The 24,701-nt window shown below is 60.5% G+C and carries 21 protein-coding genes; 7 read left to right on the top strand and 14 right to left on the bottom strand.

Features of this window, described 5'->3' with window-relative positions; translation table 11 throughout:
- Window positions 1-419: winged helix-turn-helix transcriptional regulator (locus RWK44_RS33210; protein WP_316030027.1), on the top strand; the 419-nt coding region annotated here is incomplete at its 5' end.
- A gap of 91 nt (window positions 420-510) precedes the next feature.
- Here RWK44_RS33210 and leuA read toward each other — a convergent pair.
- The 3 genes from leuA to RWK44_RS33195 form a co-directional block, all read right to left on the bottom strand.
- Complete coding sequence (gene leuA / locus RWK44_RS33205) at window positions 511-2,262, bottom strand: 2-isopropylmalate synthase (RefSeq protein WP_222010253.1); 1,752 nt, start codon at window positions 2,260-2,262, stop codon at window positions 511-513.
- Window positions 2,263-2,691: 429 nt separating this feature from the next.
- Window positions 2,692-3,921: a benzoate/H(+) symporter BenE family transporter gene (locus tag RWK44_RS33200; protein ID WP_026158800.1), complete on the bottom strand. Its 1,230-nt coding sequence runs from the start codon at window positions 3,919-3,921 to the stop codon at window positions 2,692-2,694.
- Between the two features lie 162 nt (window positions 3,922-4,083).
- Window positions 4,084-4,668, bottom strand: coding sequence for an ATP-dependent Clp protease proteolytic subunit (locus RWK44_RS33195; protein WP_316030026.1), 585 nt, complete (start codon window positions 4,666-4,668; stop codon window positions 4,084-4,086).
- Window positions 4,669-4,898: 230 nt separating this feature from the next.
- Between RWK44_RS33195 and RWK44_RS33190 the strand changes: the two genes are divergently transcribed.
- Window positions 4,899-5,678: a DUF2076 domain-containing protein gene (locus tag RWK44_RS33190; RefSeq protein WP_316030025.1), complete on the top strand. Its 780-nt coding sequence runs from the start codon at window positions 4,899-4,901 to the stop codon at window positions 5,676-5,678.
- Window positions 5,679-5,804: 126 nt separating this feature from the next.
- Here RWK44_RS33190 and queF read toward each other — a convergent pair whose 3' ends face one another.
- The 6 genes from queF to RWK44_RS33160 form a co-directional block, all read right to left on the bottom strand.
- Complete coding sequence (queF, locus tag RWK44_RS33185; RefSeq protein ID WP_026158801.1) at window positions 5,805-6,269, bottom strand: preQ(1) synthase; 465 nt, start codon at window positions 6,267-6,269, stop codon at window positions 5,805-5,807.
- Window positions 6,269-7,183: a CDF family cation efflux transporter EmfA gene (gene emfA / locus RWK44_RS33180; RefSeq protein ID WP_316030024.1), complete on the bottom strand. Its 915-nt coding sequence runs from the start codon at window positions 7,181-7,183 to the stop codon at window positions 6,269-6,271. The genes queF and emfA overlap by 1 nt, the downstream gene beginning before the upstream one ends.
- 153 nt (window positions 7,184-7,336) lie before the next feature.
- Complete coding sequence (locus RWK44_RS33175) at window positions 7,337-8,008, bottom strand: DUF2161 domain-containing phosphodiesterase (RefSeq protein ID WP_316030023.1); 672 nt, start codon at window positions 8,006-8,008, stop codon at window positions 7,337-7,339.
- Window positions 8,009-8,023: 15 nt separating this feature from the next.
- A complete protein-coding gene (locus tag RWK44_RS33170) occupies window positions 8,024-8,263 on the bottom strand; it encodes a hypothetical protein (protein WP_316030022.1) in 240 nt (79 codons plus the stop codon).
- Between the two features lie 128 nt (window positions 8,264-8,391).
- On the bottom strand, window positions 8,392-10,581 hold the full coding sequence (locus RWK44_RS33165) for an anthranilate synthase (protein WP_316030021.1): 2,190 nt from the start codon (window positions 10,579-10,581) through the stop codon (window positions 8,392-8,394).
- 263 nt (window positions 10,582-10,844) lie between these two features.
- Window positions 10,845-13,100 carry a TonB-dependent hemoglobin/transferrin/lactoferrin family receptor gene (locus RWK44_RS33160; protein ID WP_316030020.1) on the bottom strand — a complete coding sequence of 752 codons (2,256 nt, stop codon included), beginning with the start codon at window positions 13,098-13,100 and terminating at the stop codon, window positions 10,845-10,847.
- A 209-nt stretch (window positions 13,101-13,309) separates the two neighbouring features.
- Between RWK44_RS33160 and RWK44_RS33155 the strand changes: the two genes are divergently transcribed.
- On the top strand, window positions 13,310-14,323 hold the full coding sequence (locus tag RWK44_RS33155) for an extensin-like domain-containing protein (RefSeq protein ID WP_316030030.1): 1,014 nt from the start codon (window positions 13,310-13,312) through the stop codon (window positions 14,321-14,323).
- Window positions 14,324-14,610: 287 nt separating this feature from the next.
- A complete protein-coding gene (locus RWK44_RS33150; RefSeq protein ID WP_246621784.1) occupies window positions 14,611-15,090 on the top strand; it encodes a GNAT family N-acetyltransferase in 480 nt (159 codons plus the stop codon).
- 86 nt (window positions 15,091-15,176) lie between these two features.
- Here the strand turns inward: RWK44_RS33150 and RWK44_RS33145 are convergent, their stop codons facing one another.
- Window positions 15,177-16,856: a formate--tetrahydrofolate ligase gene (locus RWK44_RS33145; RefSeq protein ID WP_316030019.1), complete on the bottom strand. Its 1,680-nt coding sequence runs from the start codon at window positions 16,854-16,856 to the stop codon at window positions 15,177-15,179.
- A gap of 200 nt (window positions 16,857-17,056) precedes the next feature.
- Window positions 17,057-18,736 (bottom strand): hypothetical protein, encoded by a 1,680-nt coding sequence (locus tag RWK44_RS33140; protein WP_316030018.1) that lies wholly within the window; start codon window positions 18,734-18,736, stop codon window positions 17,057-17,059.
- A 478-nt stretch (window positions 18,737-19,214) separates the two neighbouring features.
- Here RWK44_RS33140 and RWK44_RS33135 point away from each other — a divergent pair, with 478 nt between their 5' ends.
- On the top strand, window positions 19,215-19,940 hold the full coding sequence (locus RWK44_RS33135; RefSeq protein ID WP_222010245.1) for a helix-turn-helix transcriptional regulator: 726 nt from the start codon (window positions 19,215-19,217) through the stop codon (window positions 19,938-19,940).
- Between the two features lie 46 nt (window positions 19,941-19,986).
- Window positions 19,987-20,448, top strand: coding sequence for a PAS domain-containing protein (locus RWK44_RS33130; RefSeq protein ID WP_168285090.1), 462 nt, complete (start codon window positions 19,987-19,989; stop codon window positions 20,446-20,448).
- Between the two features lie 11 nt (window positions 20,449-20,459).
- On the opposite strand, the gene RWK44_RS33125 is transcribed toward RWK44_RS33130, so the two are convergent.
- The 3 genes from RWK44_RS33125 to RWK44_RS33115 all read right to left on the bottom strand — a co-directional run bounded on the left by RWK44_RS33125 (window position 20,460) and on the right by RWK44_RS33115 (window position 23,483).
- Window positions 20,460-21,590: a DUF2333 family protein gene (locus RWK44_RS33125; RefSeq protein WP_131664566.1), complete on the bottom strand. Its 1,131-nt coding sequence runs from the start codon at window positions 21,588-21,590 to the stop codon at window positions 20,460-20,462.
- A 140-nt stretch (window positions 21,591-21,730) separates the two neighbouring features.
- Entirely contained in the window at window positions 21,731-22,804 is a 1,074-nt protein-coding gene (locus RWK44_RS33120) for a hypothetical protein (protein ID WP_222010243.1), read from the bottom strand.
- Between the two features lie 76 nt (window positions 22,805-22,880).
- A complete protein-coding gene (locus RWK44_RS33115) occupies window positions 22,881-23,483 on the bottom strand; it encodes a thymidine kinase (protein ID WP_020051152.1) in 603 nt (200 codons plus the stop codon).
- 236 nt (window positions 23,484-23,719) lie between these two features.
- Between RWK44_RS33115 and RWK44_RS33110 the strand changes: the two genes are divergently transcribed.
- A complete protein-coding gene (locus RWK44_RS33110; protein WP_020051153.1) occupies window positions 23,720-24,676 on the top strand; it encodes a choline ABC transporter substrate-binding protein in 957 nt (318 codons plus the stop codon).
- Window positions 24,677-24,701: the final 25 nt, after the last annotated feature.

Raw genomic sequence — 24,701 nt, 5'->3', positions numbered from 1 at the left:
TGACCATGGCTGAGCCGATGAAAAGACTCCCCGAGCTGCCGGTGGAGCGTGCGCTGAAGGTGATCTCAGGACGCTGGAAACCCATCATCCTCTATTACGTCTTCTCCGGTCCGAAGCGTCTTTCGGAACTGAAGCGGATGATGCCCGCCATTACCCAGAAGGTGCTGATCCAGCAGTTGCGCGAGATGGAGGAACACGGGCTGGTCGCCCGCAAAGTCTTTGCCGAGGTTCCCGCCCGTGTCGAATACAGCGCGACTGAACTCGGCCTTGGTCTCGAACCGGTGCTGCTGGCGCTCTGCCAATGGGGCCAGCGCCACGCAGAGGCGCGCAACGAAGCCGGCGAGATTGCCGACTGCATCGTCAGGCCGCGCCGCGCCACAGCGCCGCGCGTCTTTTCAGACGCGCGTAGGGCGCTGTAACACTTTGAATTGCTGCATAATTTTACCCTTAAATCGATTCCTATTTAAGGAATTGTGCAGTATTGCGGTGGCGGCTTGAGGCCTTCCGAAATCAGGCCTTGCCGGCCTTCACGTCGAGCACTCGGTTGGCGGCCGAGACGATCGCTTCCAGCGATGCCGCGACGATGTTGGTATTGATGCCGGCGCCGTAGAGTTTGCCGCCGGGATAGGAGGTCTCGACATAGGAGATCGCCGCCGCGTTCGAGCCATGCTGGAGCGAATGCTCGGAATAGTCCTCGACCGACATCTCGATGCCGAGATAATGCGACAGCGCATTGATGAAGCCATCGATCGGACCGTTGCCGCGCCCTTCGATGCGCTTGATCTCTCCATTGTCGGTAATCTCGGCTGCGACGATCCGCTGACCCTTGTGCTCAGTGTCGGGATAGGTGTGATGGTCGACGAAGCGCAGGCGCCCTTCCGGCTGCGTCACGTAGCGCTCGATGAAGCGGTCGTAGATGCGCCGGGACGGAAGCTCCTTGCCCTCTACGTCGGTGATGCGCTGGATATCCTCGCGGAATTCCACCTGCAGGTTGCGCGGCAGGTTCAGCCCGTAATCCTGCTGCAGGATATAGGCGATGCCGCCCTTGCCAGACTGAGAGTTGATGCGGATGATCGCCTCGTAGGAACGACCGACATCGCGCGGATCAATCGGCAGGTACGGAACTTCCCACACGGGATGATTGGCGACCTGTGCTGCCTTCATACCCTTGTTGATCGCATCCTGATGCGAGCCGGAGAAGGCCGTATAGACCAGTTCGCCGACGTAAGGATGACGCTCGCCGATCGCCATCTGGTTCGAATATTCGAACACTTCCTTGATGCGCTCGATATTCGAGCAATCGATCTCGGGATCGACGCCTTGCGTGAACATGTTCAGCGCCATCGTCACCATGTCGACATTGCCGGTGCGCTCGCCATTGCCGAACAGCGTGCCTTCGACACGGTCGGCACCTGCCAGCAGTGCCAGTTCGGCAGCGGCAATGCCGGTGCCGCGATCGTTATGCGGATGCAGCGAAACGATCAGGTTCTCGCGATTATCGAGGTTGCGGCACATCCATTCGATCTGGTCGGCATAGACGTTCGGCGTCGCCATCTCGACGGTGGACGGCAGGTTGATGATCAGCTTGTTGTCGGGCGTCGGCTTGACGACCTCGATGACGGCGTTGCAGATCTCCAGCGCCACATCGAGTTCCGTGCCGGTAAAGCTCTCCGGAGAATATTCGAAACGGTAACCGCCGCCGGCCTTCGTGGCCATATCGGTGATCATCTTGGCGGCATCGACGGCGATCTGCTTGATGCCCTGCACATCCTTGGCAAAGACGACGCGGCGCTGCAACTCGCTGGTGGAGTTGTAGAAGTGCACGATCGGCCGGTTTGCGCCTTCCAGCGCTTCGAAGGTGCGGGTGATGAGTTCCGGGCGGCACTGCACCAACACCTGCAGGGAGACGTCGTCGGGCACATTGCCCTCCTCCACGCACCAGCGGGCAAAGTCGAAATCGGTCTGCGAAGCCGAGGGGAAACCGATCTCGATTTCCTTGAAGCCCATCTCGATCAGCAGATGGAACATGCGCGCCTTGCGATCGTGGCCCATCGGATCGACGAGCGCCTGGTTGCCGTCGCGCAGGTCGACCGAACACCAGACCGGTGCCTTGGTAATGGTCTTCGTCGGCCATGTGCGGTCGGGAATATTCACCTGCGGATAGGCCCGGTATTTCACCGCGGCGTCTGGCATGCCTTTTGCGGGGCTCATCTCGCTCTTGGAGGCCATCTTATCTCGGGGGGATTGCGTCTTCGCGTCCATCGTATCGTCTCCTCGTCCCGGCATTTGCCCGCTCTTAGCCGATCATGTCGGGCTTGGCGATAAACAAATGCGGACCTTGTCGGTCGTTAGGTCAATTTTGAAAGTGAGTCGCGAGGAGCGATGGCCGGGCGGGCTTTCGGCCGCCGGGCGCTCCTCAAAGGACCCGGCAACCGCGCGTAAGGCCGAGGAGAAGAAGCGAGGTCAGGGCGCGCGTATTGTCACGCAGGGCGATGCGGCCGCGTGCAATCGTGTCAGAAATTCTGGCGCCAGTGGTCTTCATGACCGCGCTTATAGCCTCGGACGGTAAAGCTGGCAAGTCCTTGCCCGGCCTTTGGTCGCCGCCAACATTCGATGAACTGCCCACCTATTGCCGGCGGAGCTGCTTGAAAGCGCCAGGATCCGGCATTTGGAGAGCAGACCGACCTTCCACTACCTCGACTGAGCTCGGTCTTTCCAAATCTTCACCAGCCGCGACAGCGCGAGCATCAGCCCACCCGCGATCAGGCCCCAGAAGGCACCGGAAATACCGCCGAAGGAAACGCCGGATGCGGTGACGAGGAAGGTGATTGCCGCCGCCTCGCGCGAGTCCGGCGCCTGGAAGGCCGACATCGCCGAAGACGAGAAGGCGCCGACTAGCGCCAGTCCCGCCACTGCCTCGATCAGGATAGGAGGCGCCAATGCGACGAAGGCCGTCACCGCGCCGGCAAGCAAGCCGAGGATGATATAACCGACGCCGGCGATCAGTGATGCCCAGTAGCGACGCTTCGGATCGGCATGGGCATCTTGGCCCGCGCACATCGCCGCAGTGATCGCCGCCAGATTGACCGCGTGGCCGCCGAACGGCGCCGACAGCAGCGAGAAGAAGCCGGTGACGGCAAAGAGCGGACCGGGCTTCGGATCGTAGTGATTGACCTTCAGCACCGCGATGCCGGGAATGTTCTGCGAGGCCATGGTGACGATGAAGAGCGGCAGCGCGATCGAGATGAAAGCAGCAAGGTTGAACACCGGCCGGACGACTTCGGCCGTCGGCACCAGCGATCGTTCGAGCGAGGCGAATGCGCCCTCGGGAATATCGACGCCGAAGACAAGCACCAGCACGAAGGCCGCGAGTGCTGCCGGCACCGCCCAGAGCCGCTTGAAGGCGCCGACAACGATCCAGGCGAGAACGATCGGCAGCCCGAACAGCGGATTGAAGCCGATTGCCTTCACCGGCGCGAAGCAGAGGCCGATTAGCACGCCGGAAAGCATCGCATTGGCAAGCGGCGCGGGAATGGCGGCAACGGCCCGGCCGAGCGGCTTGAACAGCCCGGCGACGATGATCAGCGCCGCACAGACCAGGAATGCCCCGACCGCCGCATTGAAGCCGCCCTCGATCGCCCCGGTGCTTGCCAGCAGCGCGGCGCCCGGCGTCGACCAGGCGATACTGATCGGCAATCGCGTCACGGCACTGAGCACGATCGCGCAGATGCCCATGGAGATCGACAATGCCATCAGACCGGATGCCGCCTGCGCATCCGTCGCGCCGACCGCCTCAAGCCCGTGCAGCACGACGGCGAAGGAACTGGCGGAGCCGACGAAGGCGGTCAGCAGCCCCATGAACAGGGCCTGGACGGAAAAATCTTTGAGCATGGCGGGACTCGAGCTGCGCGAATGGCGCATGGAGCATGATGGCCGTCCCAGGCGCAAGTCCGGATTCATTGCTTTCCGTTCAGACCTTGCCGCCAGGAGATCATCTCCGTTCAAGCGCCATCCAAAAACAGAACGCCCTCACCTGCGATGGGCAGGCAAGGGCGGGTTTTTGGTAGCTTTGGCCGAGAAAACTTAGATCTCGGCTTGCGACGTCACGATCCGTGAAACGAGGCCATAGTCCTTCGCCTCTTCGGACGAAAGCCAATAGTCGCGATCCGTATCCTTGTCGATCTTGTCTAGCGGCTGGCCGGTGGCCTCTGCCATGATCCTGTTCAGGCGCTCGTTCATCTTGATGATTTCGCGCGCCTGGATTTCGATGTCGGATGCCATGCCGCGCGTGCCGCCGGAGGGCTGATGCAGCAGGAAGCGCGTGTTCGGCAGGCACAGGCGCCGCTCCTTCGGAGTGGCGACATAGATCAGCGCGCCGGCAGAGGCGACCCAGCCGGTACCGATCATCCAGACCTTCGGCTTGATGAACTTGATCATGTCATGGATGGAATCGCCGGATTCGACATGGCCGCCGGGCGAATTGACATAGATACGGATGTCCTCGTCGCTGGCCGCGGCAAGCGCCACGAGCTGCGAGCAGACCTTCTGCGCCAATTCCTGATTGATCGGTCCGTAGATGAAGATCGAACGCGACTTGAAAAGATTCGCCTCCGTTTCCTTGCCGAGCGGCAGTTCCTTCGTCTTGTCGTCCTGGTCTTCGTCGTTCATTCGAACCTCTTGGAGATGAATTCGGGTTCCTCGCACATAGTGCGACTCAATGCCTAAAACAATGCGGGAAAAACACAAGGCACCGAAGCGATGGAGATATCCTTAAGAAGCCGCGCGCCGTTCTGCAAGCCTTACTGAATTGTAACGGCGAAAGGCTTTGAAAAGCCTAAATCGGTTCCTACCTCAAACCTCACGCGGCAAACGCCGCATTCGATAATAGGAGGCAGGACATGTCACCGGAAGAAAACCAATTGCTGACCGCCCTTTTCGACCGCGTACGCACCGCCGCGGCCACACCGCGCGACCGCGAGGCTGAAGCCCTGATCGACCAGGCGACGCGCGAACAGCCCTCCGCCACCTATTATCTCGCCCAGGCCGTCATCGTTCAGGAAAAGGGACTGGAGGCGGCTGCCAACCACATCAAGCAACTCGAAGAGCATGTCCGCCAGCTGGAAGCCGGCGAGAGCGAACACCGCCAGGCCGAACAGGGCGGCGGTTTCCTGAGCTCGATTTTCGGCAATACCCAGACGCAGCAGCCGGCCCCAGTTCCCTCGAATCCTGGCCCCTCCAACGCAGGTCCCTGGGGCCAGCAGTCCCGTGGCTATGGCGATCCCCGCGGCGACGGCAATGCCCACCAGACGCAGCAGCAGCCGACCGGCCCCTGGAGCCAGCAGGCCTCTGCGCCGTCGGCCGGCGGCAGCTTCCTGCGCGGCGCGCTCGGCACGGCAGCGGGCGTGGCCGGCGGCATGCTGCTCGCCAATTCGCTGAGCGGCATCTTCGGCAACCACATGTCCTCGCTCGGCTTGGGCTCGCCCTTCGGCGCCAATCCCTTCGGCAATGCCAGCGCGCCCACCGAGGAAACCGTCATCAACAATTACGGCAACGACGACGCCCGTCAGGCCTCCGACAACACAGCCGATGACAACGACGCCAACCTGCAGCAGGCCGACTACGACGGCGGCAGCGATTCCACCGACGACTCGTCCGGCGACGATGTTACGGATGTGTGAGATCTAGCGGGGTAGAGATGGGCAGCGGTTGCCGCACCGTTGCCCGGCCCTTCGCTCTAAGCTCAGGGCGTTCGCCGCTGCAATCGATTCACTGGATCGATTGCTCGGGCTGCGCCCGACCGCGGCTCACCCACGGCCGCGGTAGGTGGCAACGCCCTGTTCCGGCAGCCACACGCCTTCCGGCGGCTTGCCCGTTTGCCAGAAGACGTCGATCGGGATGCCGCCGCGTGGATACCAGTAGGCGCCGATCCTGAGCCACCTGGGATCGAGCAGTTCGACGATGCGCTTGGCGATGTAGATCGAGCAATCCTCGTGGAAAGCGCCGTGATTGCGGAAGGAATGCAGGAAGAGTTTCAGCGACTTCGATTCCACCAGCCATTCGCCCGGAATGTAGTCGATGACGATATGAGCGAAATCCGGCTGCCCGGTCATCGGGCAGAGCGAAGTGAATTCCGGCGCGGTGAAGCGCACGACGTAATCGGTGCCGGCATGGTTGGACGGCACTTTCTCAAGCATTGCCTCCTCCGGCGATTGCGCGGTTTCGGTTTGCTGACCCAGCATCGACAGGCTGGAAACATCGGTACTCGGCATTATACCTCCTTCACGACTTTGACGCGGATGCCATGGGCCTTTTCGCCCTCCGGCTCCACATGAATTGCGATAGTGGCACCCTCGTGCACCGCCCTGATGGCATCCTCAAGGCGGTCGCATATATCATGCGCCTGCCGCACCGACATCCCGCCGGGCACCACCATGTGGAAATCGATGAAGGTGACGGTGCCTGCCCGCCTGGTTTTCAGGTCATGCACGCCGATCGAACCCTCCGCGTGGGTGGCAATCGCCTGTTTGATCGCTTCCTCCTCCTGCGGTTCGACCGCCTGGTCCATCAGCCCGCCAATCGATTGCGAGATTACCCTCCAGCCCTGATAGAGGATGTTGACGGCAACGAGAATGGCAAGCACCGGGTCGAAGATCGCATATCCCGTTGCCAGCGCCAGCAGCAGGCCGACGAGCACCCCAACGGAGGTCACGACATCGGACATGATATGCTGTCCATCCGCCGAGAGCGCTGCCGAGCGATGTCTGCGTCCAGTCTGGATCAGCAACCGCGCCCAGATCGCATTGATGACACCGGCCGCGAAGTTGATCGCAAGGCCGAGCACAGGTGCGTCCAGCATGCGTGGCTCGGCGAGATAACCAACAGCTTCGTTGACGATCAGCAGGGCAGCGACAACGATCAGCACGCCCTCGGTGACGGCAGACAGATATTCCGCCTTGTGATGACCGAAGGGATGGTCGTGGTCAGCCGGCTTCTGCGCATAGCGGATGACGAAGAAGGCGATGAAGGCGGCAACGACGTTGACCGACGATTCCAGCCCGTCCGACAGCAGCGCCACCGACCCGGTGACCCACCACGCCACCATCTTCAGCCCCATGACGCCGAGCGACAGCGGAATCCCCCACATCGCCAGCTTGCGAACCGTAAGATCGCCTTTATCACTCATATCGTTCCCCTGCGGTTGCGAATGAATTGCAGAATTCAAGCCGTTGAAACGCAAAACCGCCCACGCGAATGTCGCGCAGGCGGTTCAGTTGAAGGTGATATGGGGGAAGACTGCGGATTTGTCAAAGGGCAATGAGGTTCCCTGCCGCGTGGCTCAAGGAGCAGGCTCTGAGAGAATAGTCTGCGGCCAGCGCAAGAGTGCCGCCTGCCCCGCAGGCGTCAGGGCGTAGATGCCCTTCTCCTTGCGTTCGAACCATCCGTAGACGTTGTCGAGCAGGATTCGGCCGGCATTGGGCACCTGAGCCTTCATATCCCGCGGCCGCCCGACCCCACACTCGATTGCGGCGGCGCAGAGCAGCACCTGCTGACGATAGGCGGTCATGATTGGCGCCCGCGTGCTGCCGCCGACGGCGGGATCGCCGTGGCGGCGCTGATGCTCCTTGACGAGCCGCGTGCGCCGCTTGGGATTGGTTCGCGGCATCGGCGAGACGGAACTGACGATGATGCTGACCTCGCCGGCATCGGAGACGCCGAGCATGCCGATGCCGAGCCTGCGGCAGAGATCGCGATAGCGTTTGTCGGCCTCCCGCCCCCGACCCTTGCCGGAGACGCGGGCCGCGATCCAGACCTCATCGCTCATCGCCGCGCGGTCGACCGCCTGGAGAAGCAGTTCGAGGTTGAAGGAGAGCTTGAGTTCGCAGACCACCACGACCGGCGGCTCGGCATCGCTCAGGCCCACGAGATCGCACCCGTCGACCTCACCCTTCACGACATAACCCGCCGCCTCCAGGAAAGCTTTGACCGGCAGGTAGAGCGATGTCTCCATATTGAAAACCGCGCCTCAGGCGGCGTTGAGATCGGCAATCTCGCCATATCGTGCAAGCAATCGCGGCGACGACATATCGCCGGTTTCCTCATCGACGATCACGGCATAAGCCGCCACGCCGACGAAACGCTCCGACATCGCCGATGCGATTTTCTCCGCGCTGACGGAGTTCGATGCCTGGCGCATTTCGCCGGGCACGAGATTGCCGCGGTTCTTGCGGTAAGGGAGAACGATGAACTTTTCAGCACTGGCCACGGCGAGATATCCCGATTGATCGTTCCTGAAATGTTCTGATTTGCCTGAAGAAGTCAACCGGCCTTTCGAAAACGGCCTGCCGCTCCCCCCAGTCGGGGAAAGGGCAGGCCGAATAACCGTCGAAATCCTCAGGCAGCTTTCGTCTTCACCTTGCGCGCCAGATGCGCCACGACATTTTCGATCATCCGCATCCCGGCATCGCCGCCGAGCGTCATGATCGACTCCGGATGGAACTGCACCGCGGCGATCGGTTCCTTGGCGTGTTCGATGCCCATGATCGTGCCGTCGTCGCTTTCGGCCGTGATGATGAACTCACGCGGCAGCGTCGAGGGATCGGCGAAGATCGAGTGGTAGCGGCCGACCGTCACCTCCTTGGCAAGGCCGGAGAAGACGATACCCGGCTCCAGCACGCGGATGCGCGAGGGCTTGCCGTGCATCGGCAGCGCCAGATGGCGCAGTTCCCCGCCATAGGCTTCGGCAAGCGCCTGCAGGCCGAGGCAGACGCCGAAGATCGGCAGGTTGCGCGCCCGCGCCTTCTTGATCGTCGCCTTGCAGTCGAAATCCTTGGGCGTTCCGGGTCCGGGCGACAGCACGACGAGGTCCGGGTTCAGCAGGTCGAAGATTTCCTCCGGCACCGGCGTACGCACGGTCGAAACCGTCGCCCCCGTCTGTCGGAAGTAATTGGCGAGCGTGTGGACGAAACTGTCTTCGTGATCGACGAGCAGGATGTTGACGCCTTTGCCGACGCTTGCGACGTCGCGCTGGATCCTGCCGGAATTGCCCGTCTTGGCGTCTCGGATGGCGGAAAGCATGGCAGAGGCCTTCAGTTCTGTTTCGGCTTCTTCTTCGTCAGGAATGGAATCGTTGAGCAGCGTCGCACCGGCGCGCACTTCGGCGATACCATCCTTGATGCGCACGGTGCGCAGCGTCAGGCCGGTGTTCATGTCGCCGTTGAAGCCGACCATGCCGATCGCCCCACCATACCAGGCGCGTGGGCTTTTTTCATGGCTCTCGATGAAGCGCATCGCCCAGAGCTTCGGGGCGCCGGTGACGGTGACGGCCCAGGCGTGGCTGAGGAAGCCGTCGAAAGCGTCCATGTCATCGCGCAGCCGCCCTTCGATATGGTCGACCGTGTGGATGAGGCGCGAATACATCTCGATCTGCCGGCGGCCGATCACCTTGACCGAACCCGGTTCGCAGACACGGCTTTTGTCGTTGCGGTCGACATCCGAGCACATGGTGAGCTCGGACTCGTCCTTCTTGGAATTCAGGAGCTTCAGGATCTGCTCGCTGTCGGCGATTGGGTCGTCGCCGCGCTTGATCGTGCCCGAAATCGGGCAGGTCTCGATGCGACGGCCGGAAACGCGCACGAACATTTCGGGCGAGGCGCCGACCAGATATTCCTGATGGCCGAGATTGATGAAGAAGGAATAAGGCGAGGGATTGATCGCCTTCAGCCGCTTTGAAATGTCGGACGGCTTGCTGTCGCAGCGCTCCATGAATTTCTGCCCGGGCACGACTTCGAACAGATCGCCCTTGCGGAAGCTTTCCTTCGCCTTGGTGACGAGCTCGGCATATTCGCCCGGACGATGATCGCTCTTCGGCGGGATGGCATCGGTGCGTACGAACGGCTCGGCAGCAATTTCGCCGGCCTTTCCCTCGGTGGACACGCCGCCCTTTTCGAAGTCGTAACGGTCGACCCAGGCCTTGGCGGCGTGGTTGTCGACGACGAGGATCTCGTCCGGCAGGTAGAGCACCATGTCGCGCTGGTCGGAGGGTCGCGTCAGCTTCAGATCGATCGCGTCGAACTGGAAGGCGATGTCGTATCCGAAGGCGCCGTAGAACCCGAGGCTCGCATCCGCCTGCGAATAAAACAGGTCGGTAACGGCGCGCAGCACGGTGAAGACCGTCGGCATCTTCGAGCGTTCTTCCTCGGTGAACACCCGGTCCGGCGTCTTGACGGTGAGGTCGAGGCGGCGGGCCGAGGAAGCGCCGAGCACGATGTCGGACACCGTCTTCAGCCGCTCGGTCACGAAGCCGAGAATCACCTCGCCGCGTTCATTATAGGCCTCGATCCAGACGTCGCGCCCGAAGGAAGAGATGCCGAGCGGCGGATCGACGACGGCGGTATCCCAGCGCGTATAGCGGCCCGGATATTCGTAGTTCGACGAAAACACTGCGCCGCGGCGCTCGTCGAGCTTGTCGACATAGGAAGAGACCGCATCGCCGTAGGGGATCGCCCGCCGCTGCCGCGTGACTGATATGCCGCCCTTGGTCTCGTAGATTTCCGCACCATCATCCCGCAGGATCGTTACCATTGTTCCACTCCGTTATCGGGGCCCGGACGACAGGCGGCCACAAACAAAAAAAGCCGCCTCGAAGTTTCGGGCGGCTCACTCGTCGTCTTTGGACACGATTGGTCGAGGCCGCCTTAGCGAACCCACCACCAAACAGCAATGTTCAAGGACTTGATCATGAAAAATTGTTAGCCTGAGATCAGCCGTCGCGCAAGAGGCGATTGCAGGATTGAAAAAGGGCGGCCCAAAAGCCGCCCCTCCCCAACTTGAAGGCGTGATTGGCGTCAGAAGGTCTTGGTGATCGACACCTTGAATGTGCGCCCCGGCTCCGAATACCACTCCTGCGGCTGGGACGCCGTCGCCGAGCTCAGATTGACCTCGCGCACGGCCAGCGCGTTGTAATGTTCCTGATCAAAGATGTTGTAGACACCCCCCTGGATACGCAGGCCCTTCATCTGCTCCGGCGTCCACCATGCCGTCAGATCGACGATACCATAACCAGGCGCATCGAAGGTCGTGTCGGGAGGCGAGCCGACGGTATCGAGATGGTCGGTCAGCATGCCAGCCGAAAGCGTCGAAGACAGATCGAAGCCGAAAGTTTCATTGCTCCAGCCGCCGCCGACGATTGCCTTGAACGGCGCTACAGAGCGCAGGCGCTGTGTGGTTTCTTCATTCCTACCGTAAGCATAGGCAAGTGAAGCGTGCAGGTTGACGCCGTTGTTGAACGTTTTGGCGGCGCTGGCTTCGATACCCGAGATCGTAGCAGCTGCTACGTTCGTGTAATTGAACTCCGTGAAGCCGGTCACATCCCTCGTCGCCACTGTCTCGATAAAATTCTGGTAGCGGGTATGGAAGGCCGCGACCCGACCGGTAAGATCGCCCGTGTCAAAATTAGCGCCGATTTCGACGCCGCGGCCGATTTCGGGTTCCAGATCGGGATTGCCGAGCTGGGCGTAGCGGCCCGTCGGGTTGTAGAATCGGCTGTAGAGTTCGTCCACGGTGGGTGCGCGGAAGCCGACTGCCAGCTGCATGTAGAGCTGCACGTCAGGGGTCAGGTCGTATGTGGCAAGAATCTTCGGCGACAGACCGGCTTCAGTTCGGTCGTTCAGGTCCCCGAAACGGGTAAGCCCGGTATTGCTTGCGAAACTCCCGCCGGTCGAGGGATTGTAGTTGAACCAGTCGAAGCGGAAGCCGGGTGTCAGCGCGAAGCCGGTATTGCCGACTTCGATCTTGTCTTCGACCACAAGCCCAAAATTCTGGCTGTCGACATTGGGCACTTCCGCCTGATTGTTCAGCGACGGGCAGGTCGTCGGTGTGGGGCAAAGGGCCCAGCTATACTGGCTCCAGCTGGAAACGCCGACGTCGAGGCCAATGCGAAGAGAGTGGCTGAGACCGGAATATTCGAAATCCTTCGTTGCCGTGCCACTGAAGCCCCAGGTTTCGTTTTCAATCTCGTTGTTACGTCCATAGGCCACATTGGCGGTCGTACGGCCCCTGCTGCCGGCTTCCTTCTTCAAATCCAGCCAATAGAGCGTGGCACGCGCACTGCTGAAGAACGCGTCGGAGGACTGGGCTTCATAATCATAATCGAGCGATACGCGATCGCGGTCACGCAGTTCGCGACCGTCATAATTGTCGATCATGAAGTTGCGAGGACTCGTGCCTCCCTGGAGTTGGCGTAGGTCGGTCTTAAGATCGCGGCGGAATCGTTCCGCCGTCAAGCCGATGCGATGGCCGCCTTCCAGCTCCTGGCGCAGTTTGAAGAGCAGGTTGTTCTGATCGAAATCAGCCGGGTTCGCCTCGGTGCGAAGAGCACCGTAGCTGTCGTTGTCGCCCATATTGTCGCGTTCATGGCCCTTGCGGTAGCCGCCCTGAAAGAGGACCGACGTGTTGCCGATCTTCTTGGCAGCGGCGGCCGAGCCGGAAATGCTGCGGTCTTCGCTGTCATAGGTCGACTTGACGATCGCACCCCAGTCGCGGCCTTCGGGAATAAGATCCTCTGGCTCCAGCGTATTGAGAACGATGGCGCCGCCGAGCATGCCGGAACCGCCCTTGCTCGAATCCGCGCCGCGCACGATATCGAGCGAGGACAGTGAATCGAAATCGAAGGTGTCGCCGCCGCCGTTGGCGTTGGCGGGCGCAAAGGCACCCTGGCGCGAGCTGTTCGAAATATAAGGTATCGGAATGCCGTCGATGGTGGTCAGGATGCGAGCGCCGGAAAGGCCGCGCAGGTTGAAGCCTGCGTCACCACGCGAATAATTCACGCCGGCATCGACGCTTCGGCCGATATCGTCAAAATTAGTGACCTGCTTTTCTTCGAGCTGCTTGGCGGTGATCTCGGTCGCCAGCGGCGTGTCGGCGACGCTGCCCGGCGCCACGCGTTTGCCCTTGACGACGATCTTCTCCAGGACGGTGCTGTCCTCCGTCGCGGCTTGCGGCGTGGCTGCCGTAGCGCTTTGCGCGAAAGACTGCGAAACAGGAAGAACAACTGTGGCTGCCGTGCAGACCAATAGAACCGAGCGCCAATGCCGGACGATCATAACCTACCCTCTAATGATGATTACCGGGCTGGCTGGTCGTGGCGTGTCGCACGCTCGAGGGGCTGGCTGGGCTTTTACGAATGAAGGCGGAGCAGAATTCCGCCTTCTTTTTGCCGCATAAAAAACATGAGGAGGATTGTCAACATAAGTCGTCGTTTTATGTTGAAAATATCAATCAAGTTTTAGCGATCTTCAAGGACGTTGCACAACTGCAACGAAAGACGCCCTCATGCGTTGTCTTTGGCCACGGATACGAGGATTCGGACGCGTTGAGAAAACTTTCGACATTGGCGATCCTTCTCGCCGCTACTGCCTTTCTTGCCGGCGCCCGCCTGCCTGCGCAAGGCCCGATGCCCGAACCTCGGCCAGATGCCGGACAGGCGACCAGCCCCACCTCCCCGTCCTCGGAAAAGGCGGAACCGCCCCCGCCTGAAGAGGTCCCGGCCCCTCAGCCGAAACCCGATCTAAAGGATCCGGAGGCACCGGTATCGAGCCAGCCGCCAGCGCCGCAGGCCACACCGTCAAAGTCCGGACCGGCAGAACCGATGCAAGGTCCGCCACGGCCGCCGGGCAGCCCTGAAAGCTCGCAGCCGCCGACGGAAGAAGGTAAGCCGCCCGGCGAGCAGACACTTGAAGAGCAACACCTGACGATTGAACCCGAAAGCGATGCCGAGCATGCCGAATGCACGGCCGCCCTTCAGGCTTTGGGCGTCGCCTTCAAGGACACGCCGCGCATCGACGACGGTAACGGCTGCGGCATCGACAAGCCGATCGTCGTCTCCGAAGCCCTGCCCGGCATCAAGCTGAAGCCGGAGGCGACGATGCGCTGCCCGGCGGCACTCGCCCTTGCCCGCTGGATGAAGGACAGCGTCATCCCGGCGGCTTCCGCCGCCCTGCCGGAGCAGGGCCGCATCACCACCGTCAACCAGGCAACTTCCTATATGTGCCGCCTGCGCAACGGCGCCGGAACCGGCAAGATCTCCGAACATGCCCGCGGCAACGCTATCGATATTGCAAGCTTCCATTTCGAAAAGGGCGAGGATGTCGCCGTCCGCTCCCGCCGCGAGGACTCGACCCTCACCGGCGCCTTCCAGCGTACCGTCAGCGCCGCCGGCTGCCTCTACTTCACCACCGTCCTCGACCCCGAAAGCGACGCCGCCCACGAGACCCACTTCCACCTCGACGTGATCGAGAGGAAGGGCGGCTATCGCTACTGTCACTAATCATTTCAATGGTTTGCGATTCCCGCTTGAATCAGGCCATCCAACCACTAGACTTGAATGCGAAGAACCGGCGGAGCGCCCATCATGACTCTCAAACTCCGGATCTCCTTCTTCACATGGCTCGGCAATTGCTTGGGTCTAGACCAACTGAATCAAAAGATTCCGTCGCTCGCCGATCTCGCCGCCGCGCTTCCTGAGATTTGACACTGCTAGCAATTATCTCGATTGGGAAATCTCTTTTTACCTTAGCATGCAGCTGGGACTTAGGCTCACAACCAGGAAGTACGATGATCTCATTCAGACCCATGCGTGATAGCGAATATCCGGCTTACCTCGATTATTTCATCACTGATTATGCGACCGAGATTTCGGCCAACTACGGTCTTTCAGGCCCTCAGGCCTTGGCACGGGCCAAACAGGAAATCGCGAACGACCTGCCACATGGCATCAATACTCCCGGCGAGATCATGTTCTGTGTCGTAAACCAAACGCTGGAAGCTGAGAGCGTCGTGGGTTATCTTTGGTACCGACCGGATTTGGCAAGCCGCTCTGCATTCATCAAAGATTTCTATATCTTCGCTGCACATCAGGGAAAAGGGTTCGGCAAACAGGCATTATATGTGCTGGAAACTGAACTGGCGCGGACGGGGTTCGAGCAGATAAGGTTGCGTGTTGCCGAGGATAACAAGCGCGCGAAACATGTCTACGAGGGAACCGGCTTTCGCGTCACCGGCGTCAATATGAGTAAGACAATCAAAACGGGATAATTCATTACGGCTCTTGCGACCTGCCGCCAATTTTCTCCGCGTACTTAAGCTCCAAACATTCCCCACCTCGGCAAGCGCTCTGAAGATCAGAACAATCCCTCGATATAACCCTGGTCGTTCAGGAAAATCCGTTCCGCCGACGGCGACTTCGGCAGGCCGGGCATTGTCATGATCTCGCCGGTGATGGCGACGACGAAGGCCGCTCCCGCCGAAAGCCGCACCTCTCGCACGGTGACGATGTGGCCTTCCGGCGCGCCGCGCAGGTTCGGATCGGTGGAGAAGGAATATTGCGTCTTCGCCATGCAGATCGGCAGCTTGCCGTAACCCTGCTCCTCCCATGTCTGCAGCTGGTCGCGCACCGCCTTGTCGGCCGTCACCTCGCCGGCGTGATAGATTTTCGAGGCGACGATCTCGATCTTCTCGAACAGCGAAAGATCGTCGCCGTAAAGCGGCTGGAATTTCGCCTGCCCGGATTCGGCCAGTTCCACCACCTTGTGCGCCAATTCCTCGATGCCGGCCGAACCTAGTGCCCAGTGGCGGCAGAGGATCGCCTCGGCGCCAAGCCTCGAGACGAATTCCTTGACCGCCGCGATCTCAGCCTCGGTATCGGATACGAAATGGTTGATCGCGACAACGACGGGCACGCCGAAACGGCGCACATTGGCGACGTGCCGGCCAAGATTGGCGCAGCCCTTCTTCAGTGCTGCGACATCCTCCGTGCCGAGATCTTCCTTCTTCACCCCGCCATTCATCTTCAGCGCCCGGACGGTCGCGACGATCACCGCCGCATCCGGCTTCAGCCCCGCCTTGCGGCACTTGATGTCGAAGAATTTTTCCGCTCCGAGATCGGCGCCGAAGCCTGCTTCCGTCACCACATAGTCGCCGAGCTTCAGCGCCGTCTTCGTCGCCGTCACCGAATTGCAGCCATGGGCGATATTGGCGAAAGGCCCGCCATGCACGAAGGCCGGATTGTTCTCGAGCGTCTGCACCAGGTTCGGCTGCATCGCATCTTTCAACAGCACCGCCATGGCGCCGTCGGCCTTCAGGTCGCGCGCATGCACTGGTGTCCTGTCGAAACGATAGCCGATGATGATGTCGCCGAGCCGCTGCTCCAGATCCTTGAGGTCGGTGGCGAGGCAGAGAATCGCCATCACCTCGGAGGCGACGGTGATGTCGAACCCGCCCTGGCGCGGGAAACCGTTGGCGACCCCGCCGAGCGATGAGACCATGCTTCTGAGCGCCCGGTCGTTCATGTCCATGACCCGCCGCCAGGTGATGCGGCGGATGTCGATATTCTCTTCGTTGCCCCAGTAGATGTGGTTGTCGACCATCGCCGCCAGCAGATTGTGCGCCGATGTGATCGCATGGAAATCGCCGGTGAAATGCAGGTTGATGTCTTCCATCGGCACGACCTGCGCATAACCGCCGCCGGCCGCCCCGCCCTTGACACCGAAGCAGGGACCGAGCGAGGCCTCGCGGATGCAGACAATGGCCTTCTTGCCGATCCGGTTCAACCCGTCGCCGAGCCCGACGGTGGTGGTCGTCTTGCCCTCGCCCGCCGGTGTCGGATTGATCGCCGTGACGAGGATCAGCTTGCCGTCCTTCTTGCCCGCCTGCGCGGCGATGAACTCGGCGCTGACCTTCGCCTTGTCGTGACCATAGGGAACGAGCTGCTCGACCGGAATACCCAGTTGCGCCCCGATTTCGAAGATCGGCTTTTTGGCCGCAGCGCGCGCGATTTCGATATCGGATTTGATCGATGGCATAGATGTTCCCCCGTCCGACCTCCGCGGGAGCGGAGTCGTTGCTTTTCTCTTCATCGAGATAGCGAAATATCGGCGGGGTGTGAATAGTGCCACGCCTTGCGGCCGCTAAAGACTGACCGGCAACACGAGGCGCCTTCGGAGCTTAAACAAGCAGCAGCCCAGCGCAAAAACGCCGAGCTATGCTCTTTCACGTCCTAAGATCAATTGACCGAAGCCGCAACAGGAACGGTCTCTGCCTCAGCTTTTCTCGGGCATCGAAGGCTTTCCTTCGCCTCCGGCCCACAGACATGCAAGCCGGGCTTTTCATCATAAGGGATGATACCATTGACGATGCCAAACTTGAGCGCCTGGGAACGAAGTATAGTCCCTCGCTCAATTGATGTCGCGAACATCATCGTCTCGTATGTCTCGGCGCTCACGCCCATCTCGTCGAAATAAGCGAAGAATCTCGTATATTCAGCCGTCGTGGGCCTGACAAGGCCGATCGAGGAATATCCGACAATCCGCGGCGTTCCGCTCATCAGGACAAGAGTACAGCTTGAAAGGCAATACGCACGGCCGGCAAAAACTTCTCCCTCGGTCGGTCCGCTTTTGGCGATGCTGGCTTTGCAACGCGGATCCAGCTTTGGACAATTCGGTAACTGCGTTCTGCCAATCGAGGTCTCCAGACCTGCAGCACGGATCATACGCCCCATCACGAATGCCGCATCCATGTCCCCGCCATTAGACTGAAGGACGATAGGTAGCTTTCTTTCGCCGAGAGTCGTCAACATCGCCTTCAGCCGAGCCGGCGTATCCGGCGTGATGTCCCCATCCGCAGAAATCCACTGCGTGCACTCTTCCCGGCAGTTGCCATTGGACATCAGGAGGAAGTCCATCGGCTGGGTTTTCGGTAGTTTCTCGCTTGTCTCTGTGGCCGCATCCTGCACGGGCACCTGAGATAAAGGCGCCTTAGCCACCACAGGGGCTTCGGCGACCGGATGGCTGTGGCAGACAGCCTCGGCCACTGCATCTGTGGCGCAGAGCGGCATGCCGGGCCACTCATTGTAGGACAACATGTCCGTGATGAGACCTGTTCGAAGTGCCTCCATAGCCGGTACGATATTGATGTTGTCAGGCGTGGCGCTCATCATCAGACCTATCACATCTTCGCTGACGCCCATTTCCTTCAAATAGGCCGTCAAAGCAGCGGTAGCCTTCTTTCCAAGTTTGGTGGAACTGCTCTGCCCCGCCACCTTGCGTCCGACCTCCTTGCGGGAGATTTCCTTCTTCTTGCCATTCACGATCTTGTATTCGATGCGATAGGAAACACGCACCTTGTTATAGACGGTCGTGATCTGGTGGACGCCGATAAAGGCCCATTGCGACGAGACACGCGACACACCGCCCGCCAACGCCAGCGGACACGCGGAAAAACAGTATGCACCAGCCGAATAAGTGTAGCCGCCCGAGGGACCGTCCTTTGCAATAGCGGCTTCGCAGCGCATGTCCCCAACGGGGCATCCCTTCAGCCGCGTGCCGCCGACCGCCGTTTCCAGCCCGGCCTTGCGGATCATCCGGCCCATCGCATAGGCGGCATCGACGTCGCCGCCTTCCGAACGGAAAACGACAGGCAATTTACGGCCACCGATCTTCTTGAGTATTTTTCTAAGCCGCGCGGGCGTATCGGACGTTATGCGCCCCTCCGCCGATATCCATTCCGGACAGTTTTCCCGGCAGAGGAGACTACGCACGAGGATGAAATTCATCGGCGGCTGTGCCGCCTTCTTCTCTCCGGCAGCCTGCGAGGTTGCCGCTCCGATCGGCAAGGTCAAAAGGAGAAAAACAAGTAATAATCTGGAAAATAGACACTTCACCAAAAAGGAAATTGCAAAGCGCACGATTAAATTGCCTCAGTTGTACTGAGCATACGCTTAGCAATTGGCTTGACTGCCAGCAAGTCGGATTTCGCCGCCTGCTGCCATCCTTCTTATCTCTGTTCTTTCACCGCAATCAGGCTGAAATGGCGACCCGCTGCGGCCGCGTTCACGCAGTTCACCTGCTCCAGCGTAAAGCGCTGCAGGTAAACCAGTCCACCGCCTTTGCGCCCGTGCCGGAGAGAGCCGAGTTCTTTCGCAAAACTCTCCCAAGTGATTCTCTCCTTGCCCGGCTGCGCGAGACCATCCCTATGCAGCAGTGAAAGAACTCAGAGATACCGCAACGCTATTTTTGCAAGTCGAAACTCAACCGGCGCGCGCACTACCGTGGCTAATTATTCACAATTCGAATGAATTGGCTTGCGTTACGTCAATTGGGGCTAGCATCCCGCCGATTTTCTGTATTTGATAGCGGTAACATGAGGCTGCCGGGGGCGTACAAATGTCTTACATGACTACCTCTGAAAGACAGTCATTGCTTTCGGCAGAACTTTCGACCGCACGAACGCGCAGCCTGTTTGCGCAGGCGCTTGGCAGGGTCTCCACAGCCTTCGGATTGTCGCATGTGACGCTGATGCACGCCCCCTCCCCGGAAGACCTTCTCTTGAAACCCCTGCTGATCGAGAGCTCGCTTCCGGCTGCCTATGTCAGAGATTTCGACCGTGCCCACATGATGCGCGACTGCCCTTTCGGCGTAAGGCTGAGGGAGTCTGCCGTGCCGCCGGCCTGGCACCTCAACGACGCCTCCAATGGTCAGGCTTTCTCCGCCGAACTGCGTGCCCTGATGCTGCGCCATGCCATACCGGCAGGCGTTGCCATGCCGACCATTGCAGCCGACGGCCAGCGCCTGGTCTTCTGGTTCTGCGGCGAGCGCGCCGCACTCGGCCAGAGCGAAATCAACGAGCTGGCAATGATCATTCTCCATGCACTGGATGCATACAATGCAGTCAAACGCAACGAGGAATGCGCGCATAACGCGCTATCGACTCGCGAACTAGAAGTTGTGCGCTGGACTGCCCAAGGCAAGACCTCGATCGAAATCGGTCAGATCCTGACGCTCTCGGACCATACTGTGAACGCCTATATGACGAACGCGATCAAAAAACTCGATTGCGTCAACCGGACCCAGTTGGTAGCTAAGGCAATTCGATTGAAGCTGATCAACTGAGGAATCAGAAGAGAGTCGGCACGTCGTCCCGTGATCTGGGGGAATCGTGCCTCTTCACTTCGAACAGCCCGTTGTTGACAAGACAGAACAATCCCGCGCCCACATCGGCATCACCGATGCTGAAGTCGTCCAGATGCTTGCTGCCTATCGTCTTTTCGGCTTCTGGCGCATCGACATAGAGACAGGACATTTCTTTGCAAGCGAGGATGTCCATGCGATCTTTGGCCTCCCCTACAGCGACGGCCCTGTCAACCTGACAGAGCTGATGTCGCGCATCCACGAGGAGGACCGCAGCCTGATCGCCCAAACTTTCGAAGAGGCGAGCCTTCACGGCGTCGGCTTCCATTTTGTTTATCGTGTCGACAACCGGCTTGGCGGCTACAAGCTGGTGCGCAGCGTCGGCCGCTTCCGAAACGATGAAAGCGGCGGCGGCATCGTCGGCATCACCTATGAATTCGTCGAGAAACTGCGCGTCGTCGGCTTCGAGGACAACACGATACCCCGCTGAATCCAGATGTTTTAGCGGTCGAGCACCGAGCGGATCTCGACGAGGTTCGAGCGCACCCTCAGAATATAGAAACCCATGGTGGCGAGATGGCTCGGCATGATCCAGCCATCCTCGCGCCCGTTCGAGATGATCGCCGGCTGGATGCGCAGTGCGGCCTGGAACTGCCGCGTCGTTCCGCCCCAGATCGCACCGAGATTACGTTCCTGCACCACCTGCGAGAAATCCGCCTGCGCGGCGGCAAGGATGGCGTAGTAAGCATAGAGCTGGCCATAGGCGAACCAGAACCGGTCGTCGGCGCGGGTATCGAACCAGCCGCGATTGTGGTTTTCCGAGCGCTCGGCGAGCATGTCGGAGGTGCCGCCGAGATCGTTGGCGATGCGGTCGATGAACTGCATAAGATTGTCGGCGCGGCCGTCGAAAACGACGTTGCAGAGGGCGAGATCGGTGTTGAATTTGCGCAGGCTGCCTATCGCCGAGCGGTAATAGGAGGGCGTCGGTGTCTTCGGCCCGAAGGGGTTGAGGCCGAAATACCAGCTGTTTTCGTCGAACTGCAGATTGCCGCGCGCGCTCTGCAGGTCGTTGTTAATGCCCGACGTGCCGCGCACACGCCCGAGCGTATCGACAAGCTCCGCCGAAGTCCGCCGCACCGCCTGGTTGATACCGCGCTGGAAAGAGGCCTTGTTGTCGAGGAAGGGCGTATGATCCCAGTCGACGCCGAAAAAGCCCATCTTGTAGAGCAGCATGGAGGAGATCCATGCGTTCTGGTTGACATTGAAATCGGTCAGATCAGCCGCGACGTCGACGATCGCCGAGCGCTGGCAAGTCTTCGGTGCCGTCGCAGCGGTACCGTCGGCCGCCGGCACGTCCTGTCCGGCCGCGACCTTGCGCTCCGAAAGCCGGTACTGGTCCACGAAGGCGGGGTTGAAATTCGTCCAGACCTGCGTCTGCCAGAAGAAATAGCCGTAGAGCCCGACAAGCAGAACCACGGCTGCGATCACAGGCAGCCGGATCATCCAGCTCCGGCGCTGATACCAGCCGTGCGCGGCAAGAAAGGGCCAAAAGGCCCAGGCGGAAAACAGGCGGGCCCAGCGGCCGATCGTCTGGCCGATCAGCCTGAAAAAACCGGCTATCCGGTCAAGCATCGTCGTCTCCTGTCAGGCGAGGCGAACATCGGGACATTGCCGCCCGCTGCATCCCACATATGCGCTCGATGGGCCGAGCACAACACGAGCCCTTCGATTTTTCGGAATGAAAGCATTGCGCAAGAGGGGTGCCCTGCTGGTCAGGAGCGGGGGAAAGGCAGGCTGAAACGGAAAGACCTGCGCGCCGTGTCGATCAGAGGCGCTCCCGATGTTTCCGGCGGCGATTCGGCATAGGTCGGAAACCTTCTGGCGAGCTCGATATCGGCGCGGCTCTTGCGCCGCTCCAGATCCTGGGCGACCAGCATGCCCTTCTCAAACAGCCTGATCGGTGCGGCGATATCGGGAAAGAGTTCCGGCTTGATCCTCACCTTCATGCCTGGCCGATCGGTATCGACCTGCGCCTGGTAGATGATCAGCCGCTCTTCCACGTCGATCAGCAGCTTGCGCAGCAGCGCGTTGCAGGCGGCGATCCGGCCGTTCAGCGAATCGACAAAGGCCTGGAACAGGCCGATGAAGCGCTCACGCCTCTGGCTGTCGTCGCGCATCTCGTGCTCTCCGGCGGAAATCCGCTCGGCCTCCGCCTTCAGCGCCCGCCGCTCCGCCTCCATCTGCTCCCAATGCGCCCTGTTGCCATAGACGCCGATACGGCCCTGCGTCGTCAGCGCCTTGGCATTGAGCTCCTTCATCTTGAGGCGGGCGATATCGATGGAAACAACCAGCCGGCGCCGCTGCTCGACGATATCGACAAGGCCGAGTTCGGCGGCCTTGTGCCGTTCGGTGAGCGCGGCGCGCTGGCCGGCAATCAGTCCCGCGAGCGCATCCGATTTCGTCAAAAGGTCGAGCAGCCGCTCGATGACAGGCGCTTCGCGCACACGTTCGGTATACATGCGCCACATCCGTTGGCGCGACACCCAGCCGGCCATCTTCTCACGCAGCGTCAACCCCCGGAAACTGTCGAGATCGGCTGAAACCTCGGCCGTCAACCGATCGAGGCAAAAGACCAGCTCGGCCAGTTGGGCGTCGAGCGCCGCAGCATCGGCGATATGGGCCTGGAAGCGGGTATTCTGCTCGAGGAAGACCTCGTCGGCCGATCGTGTTTCGTCGCCGCTGAAGGCGCCGATCGCGGCCACGCAATAGGCTCCCTCGGCCACAATCCTTTCGGCAAGGCTGCCTGCGGCTTCATACTGGCTGTCGAATGGCGGGGGTTTGCGCACCAAGCCTCTCCAGGGAATCTCCTGCCCGCAAGCTAGCCGCTTGCGACGCCAAAGAAAACAGGCAGCGTCGCCGGCTTCAGACCGGCTCGGCGATCCAGGTACCGTTCATCGCGTCGTCCCAGTGCCTGCGGCAGAGCGAGACATATTTCTCGTTGCCGCCGACATCGATCTGGGCGCCTTCGTGCAATACTTTTCCTTCCGCGTCGAGCCGCACAACCATCGTCGCCTTGCGTCCGCAATGGCAGATCGTGCGCACCTCGCGCATTTCGTCGGCGATCGCCAGCAGTTCCTGCGAGGCCGGAAACAGCTTGCCCTGGAAATCGGTTCTTAGCCCGTAGACCATCACAGGGATGCCGAGCCTGTCGACGATGCGGGCAAGCTGCCAGACATGGACAGGCGTCATAAAATGCGCCTCGTCGACGAAGATGCAGGAAATCGGCGCCCCTTCGCCGCTCAGCGTGGCGACCAACCGGAACAGATCCTCCTGCGGCTCGAAGGGAATGGCGCTCGCCTCCAAGCCGATCCGCGAGCCGATGACGCCTCGGCCCGCGCGCTCGTCGAAGGCGGCGATCAGCTGCACCGTGCGCATGCCGCGCTCCTGGTAATTATAGGAGGCCTGCAGCAGCATCGTCGACTTGCCGGCGTTCATCGTCGAGTAGTTGAAATAGAGTTTTGCCATCCGATTTCTCCTTGATCGGCTTATTGAAAGCTCGGAATGGCAAAGAAAAGCCCTGGGTGAACGATAATCACAGGAATCCGGCTCGAAAACCGCGGAAAGCCCCGAAAACAAGGCACCGCCAAAAAAACCGCGGACGTCGCAATCGCATGGGTCGATACGGCGCAAACGCACTGAGGTCGCTTGTCAAACTCGGTTAATGATGGTTGGCTTGGGAACTTAAAGACTGGGAGTCTAAAATGAAAACAACAAGCACGTTCAAACTCGTTACCGCAACTGCCGTCGCCGCCCTCTCCGTTGCGACCGCCGCCTTCGCTGCCGATCCCGACAGCTGCTCCACCGTTCGTTTCTCGGACGTCGGCTGGACGGATATCACCGCCACCACCGCCACCGCATCCGTCGTCCTGAAGAGCATCGGCTATCAGACCGACGTCAAGGTTCTCTCGGTGCCGGTCACCTATACCTCGCTGAAGAACAAGGACATCGATGTCTTCCTCGGCAACTGGATGGAGACGCAGGAGAAGGACGTCCGTCCCTATCTCGACGACAAGTCGGTCGAATCCTTCGGCCCAAACCTCGTCGGCGCCAAGTACACGCTCGCAACCAACGCCAAGGGTGCTGAACTCGGCATCAAGGACTTCAAGGATATCGCCGCTCACAAGGACGATCTCGACGGCAAGATCTACGGCATCGAGCCCGGCAATGACGGCAACCGCCTCGTCATGGACATGATCGAGAAGGACGAGTTCGGCCTGAAGGATATGGAAGTCGTCGAGTCCTCCGAACAGGGCATGCTCGCCCAGGTCGCCCGTGCCGACAAATCGGGCAAGCCCGTTGTCTTCCTCGGCTGGGCACCCCATCCGATGAACACCAACTTCAAGCTGACCTACCTCACAGGCGGCGACAACGTCTTCGGTCCTGACTTCGGCGGCGCCAAGGTCTTCACCAATGTCCGTGCCGGTTATCTCGAAGAATGCCCGAATGTCGGCATGATGTTGAAGAACCTGAAGTTCTCCCTCGACATGGAAAACCAGATCATGGGCAAGATCCTCAACGACGGCAAGGAGCCGGAAGCTGCGGCTTCTGAATGGCTGAAGGCGAACCCCGCAGCGCTCGAGCCCTGGCTTGCGGGCGTCAAGACCCGCGACGGCAGCGGCGAGGCCCTCGCGGCCGCCAAGACCGGCCTCGGCCTCTAATGATATGAACGGGGCGGCTCGCCGC

It is taken from the genome of Rhizobium sp. 25PS6 (genome assembly GCF_032464655.1).
GTDB classification, from domain to species: Bacteria; Pseudomonadota; Alphaproteobacteria; order Rhizobiales; family Rhizobiaceae; genus Rhizobium; species Rhizobium laguerreae.
This window is presented reverse-complemented; position numbering and strand designations above follow the sequence as displayed.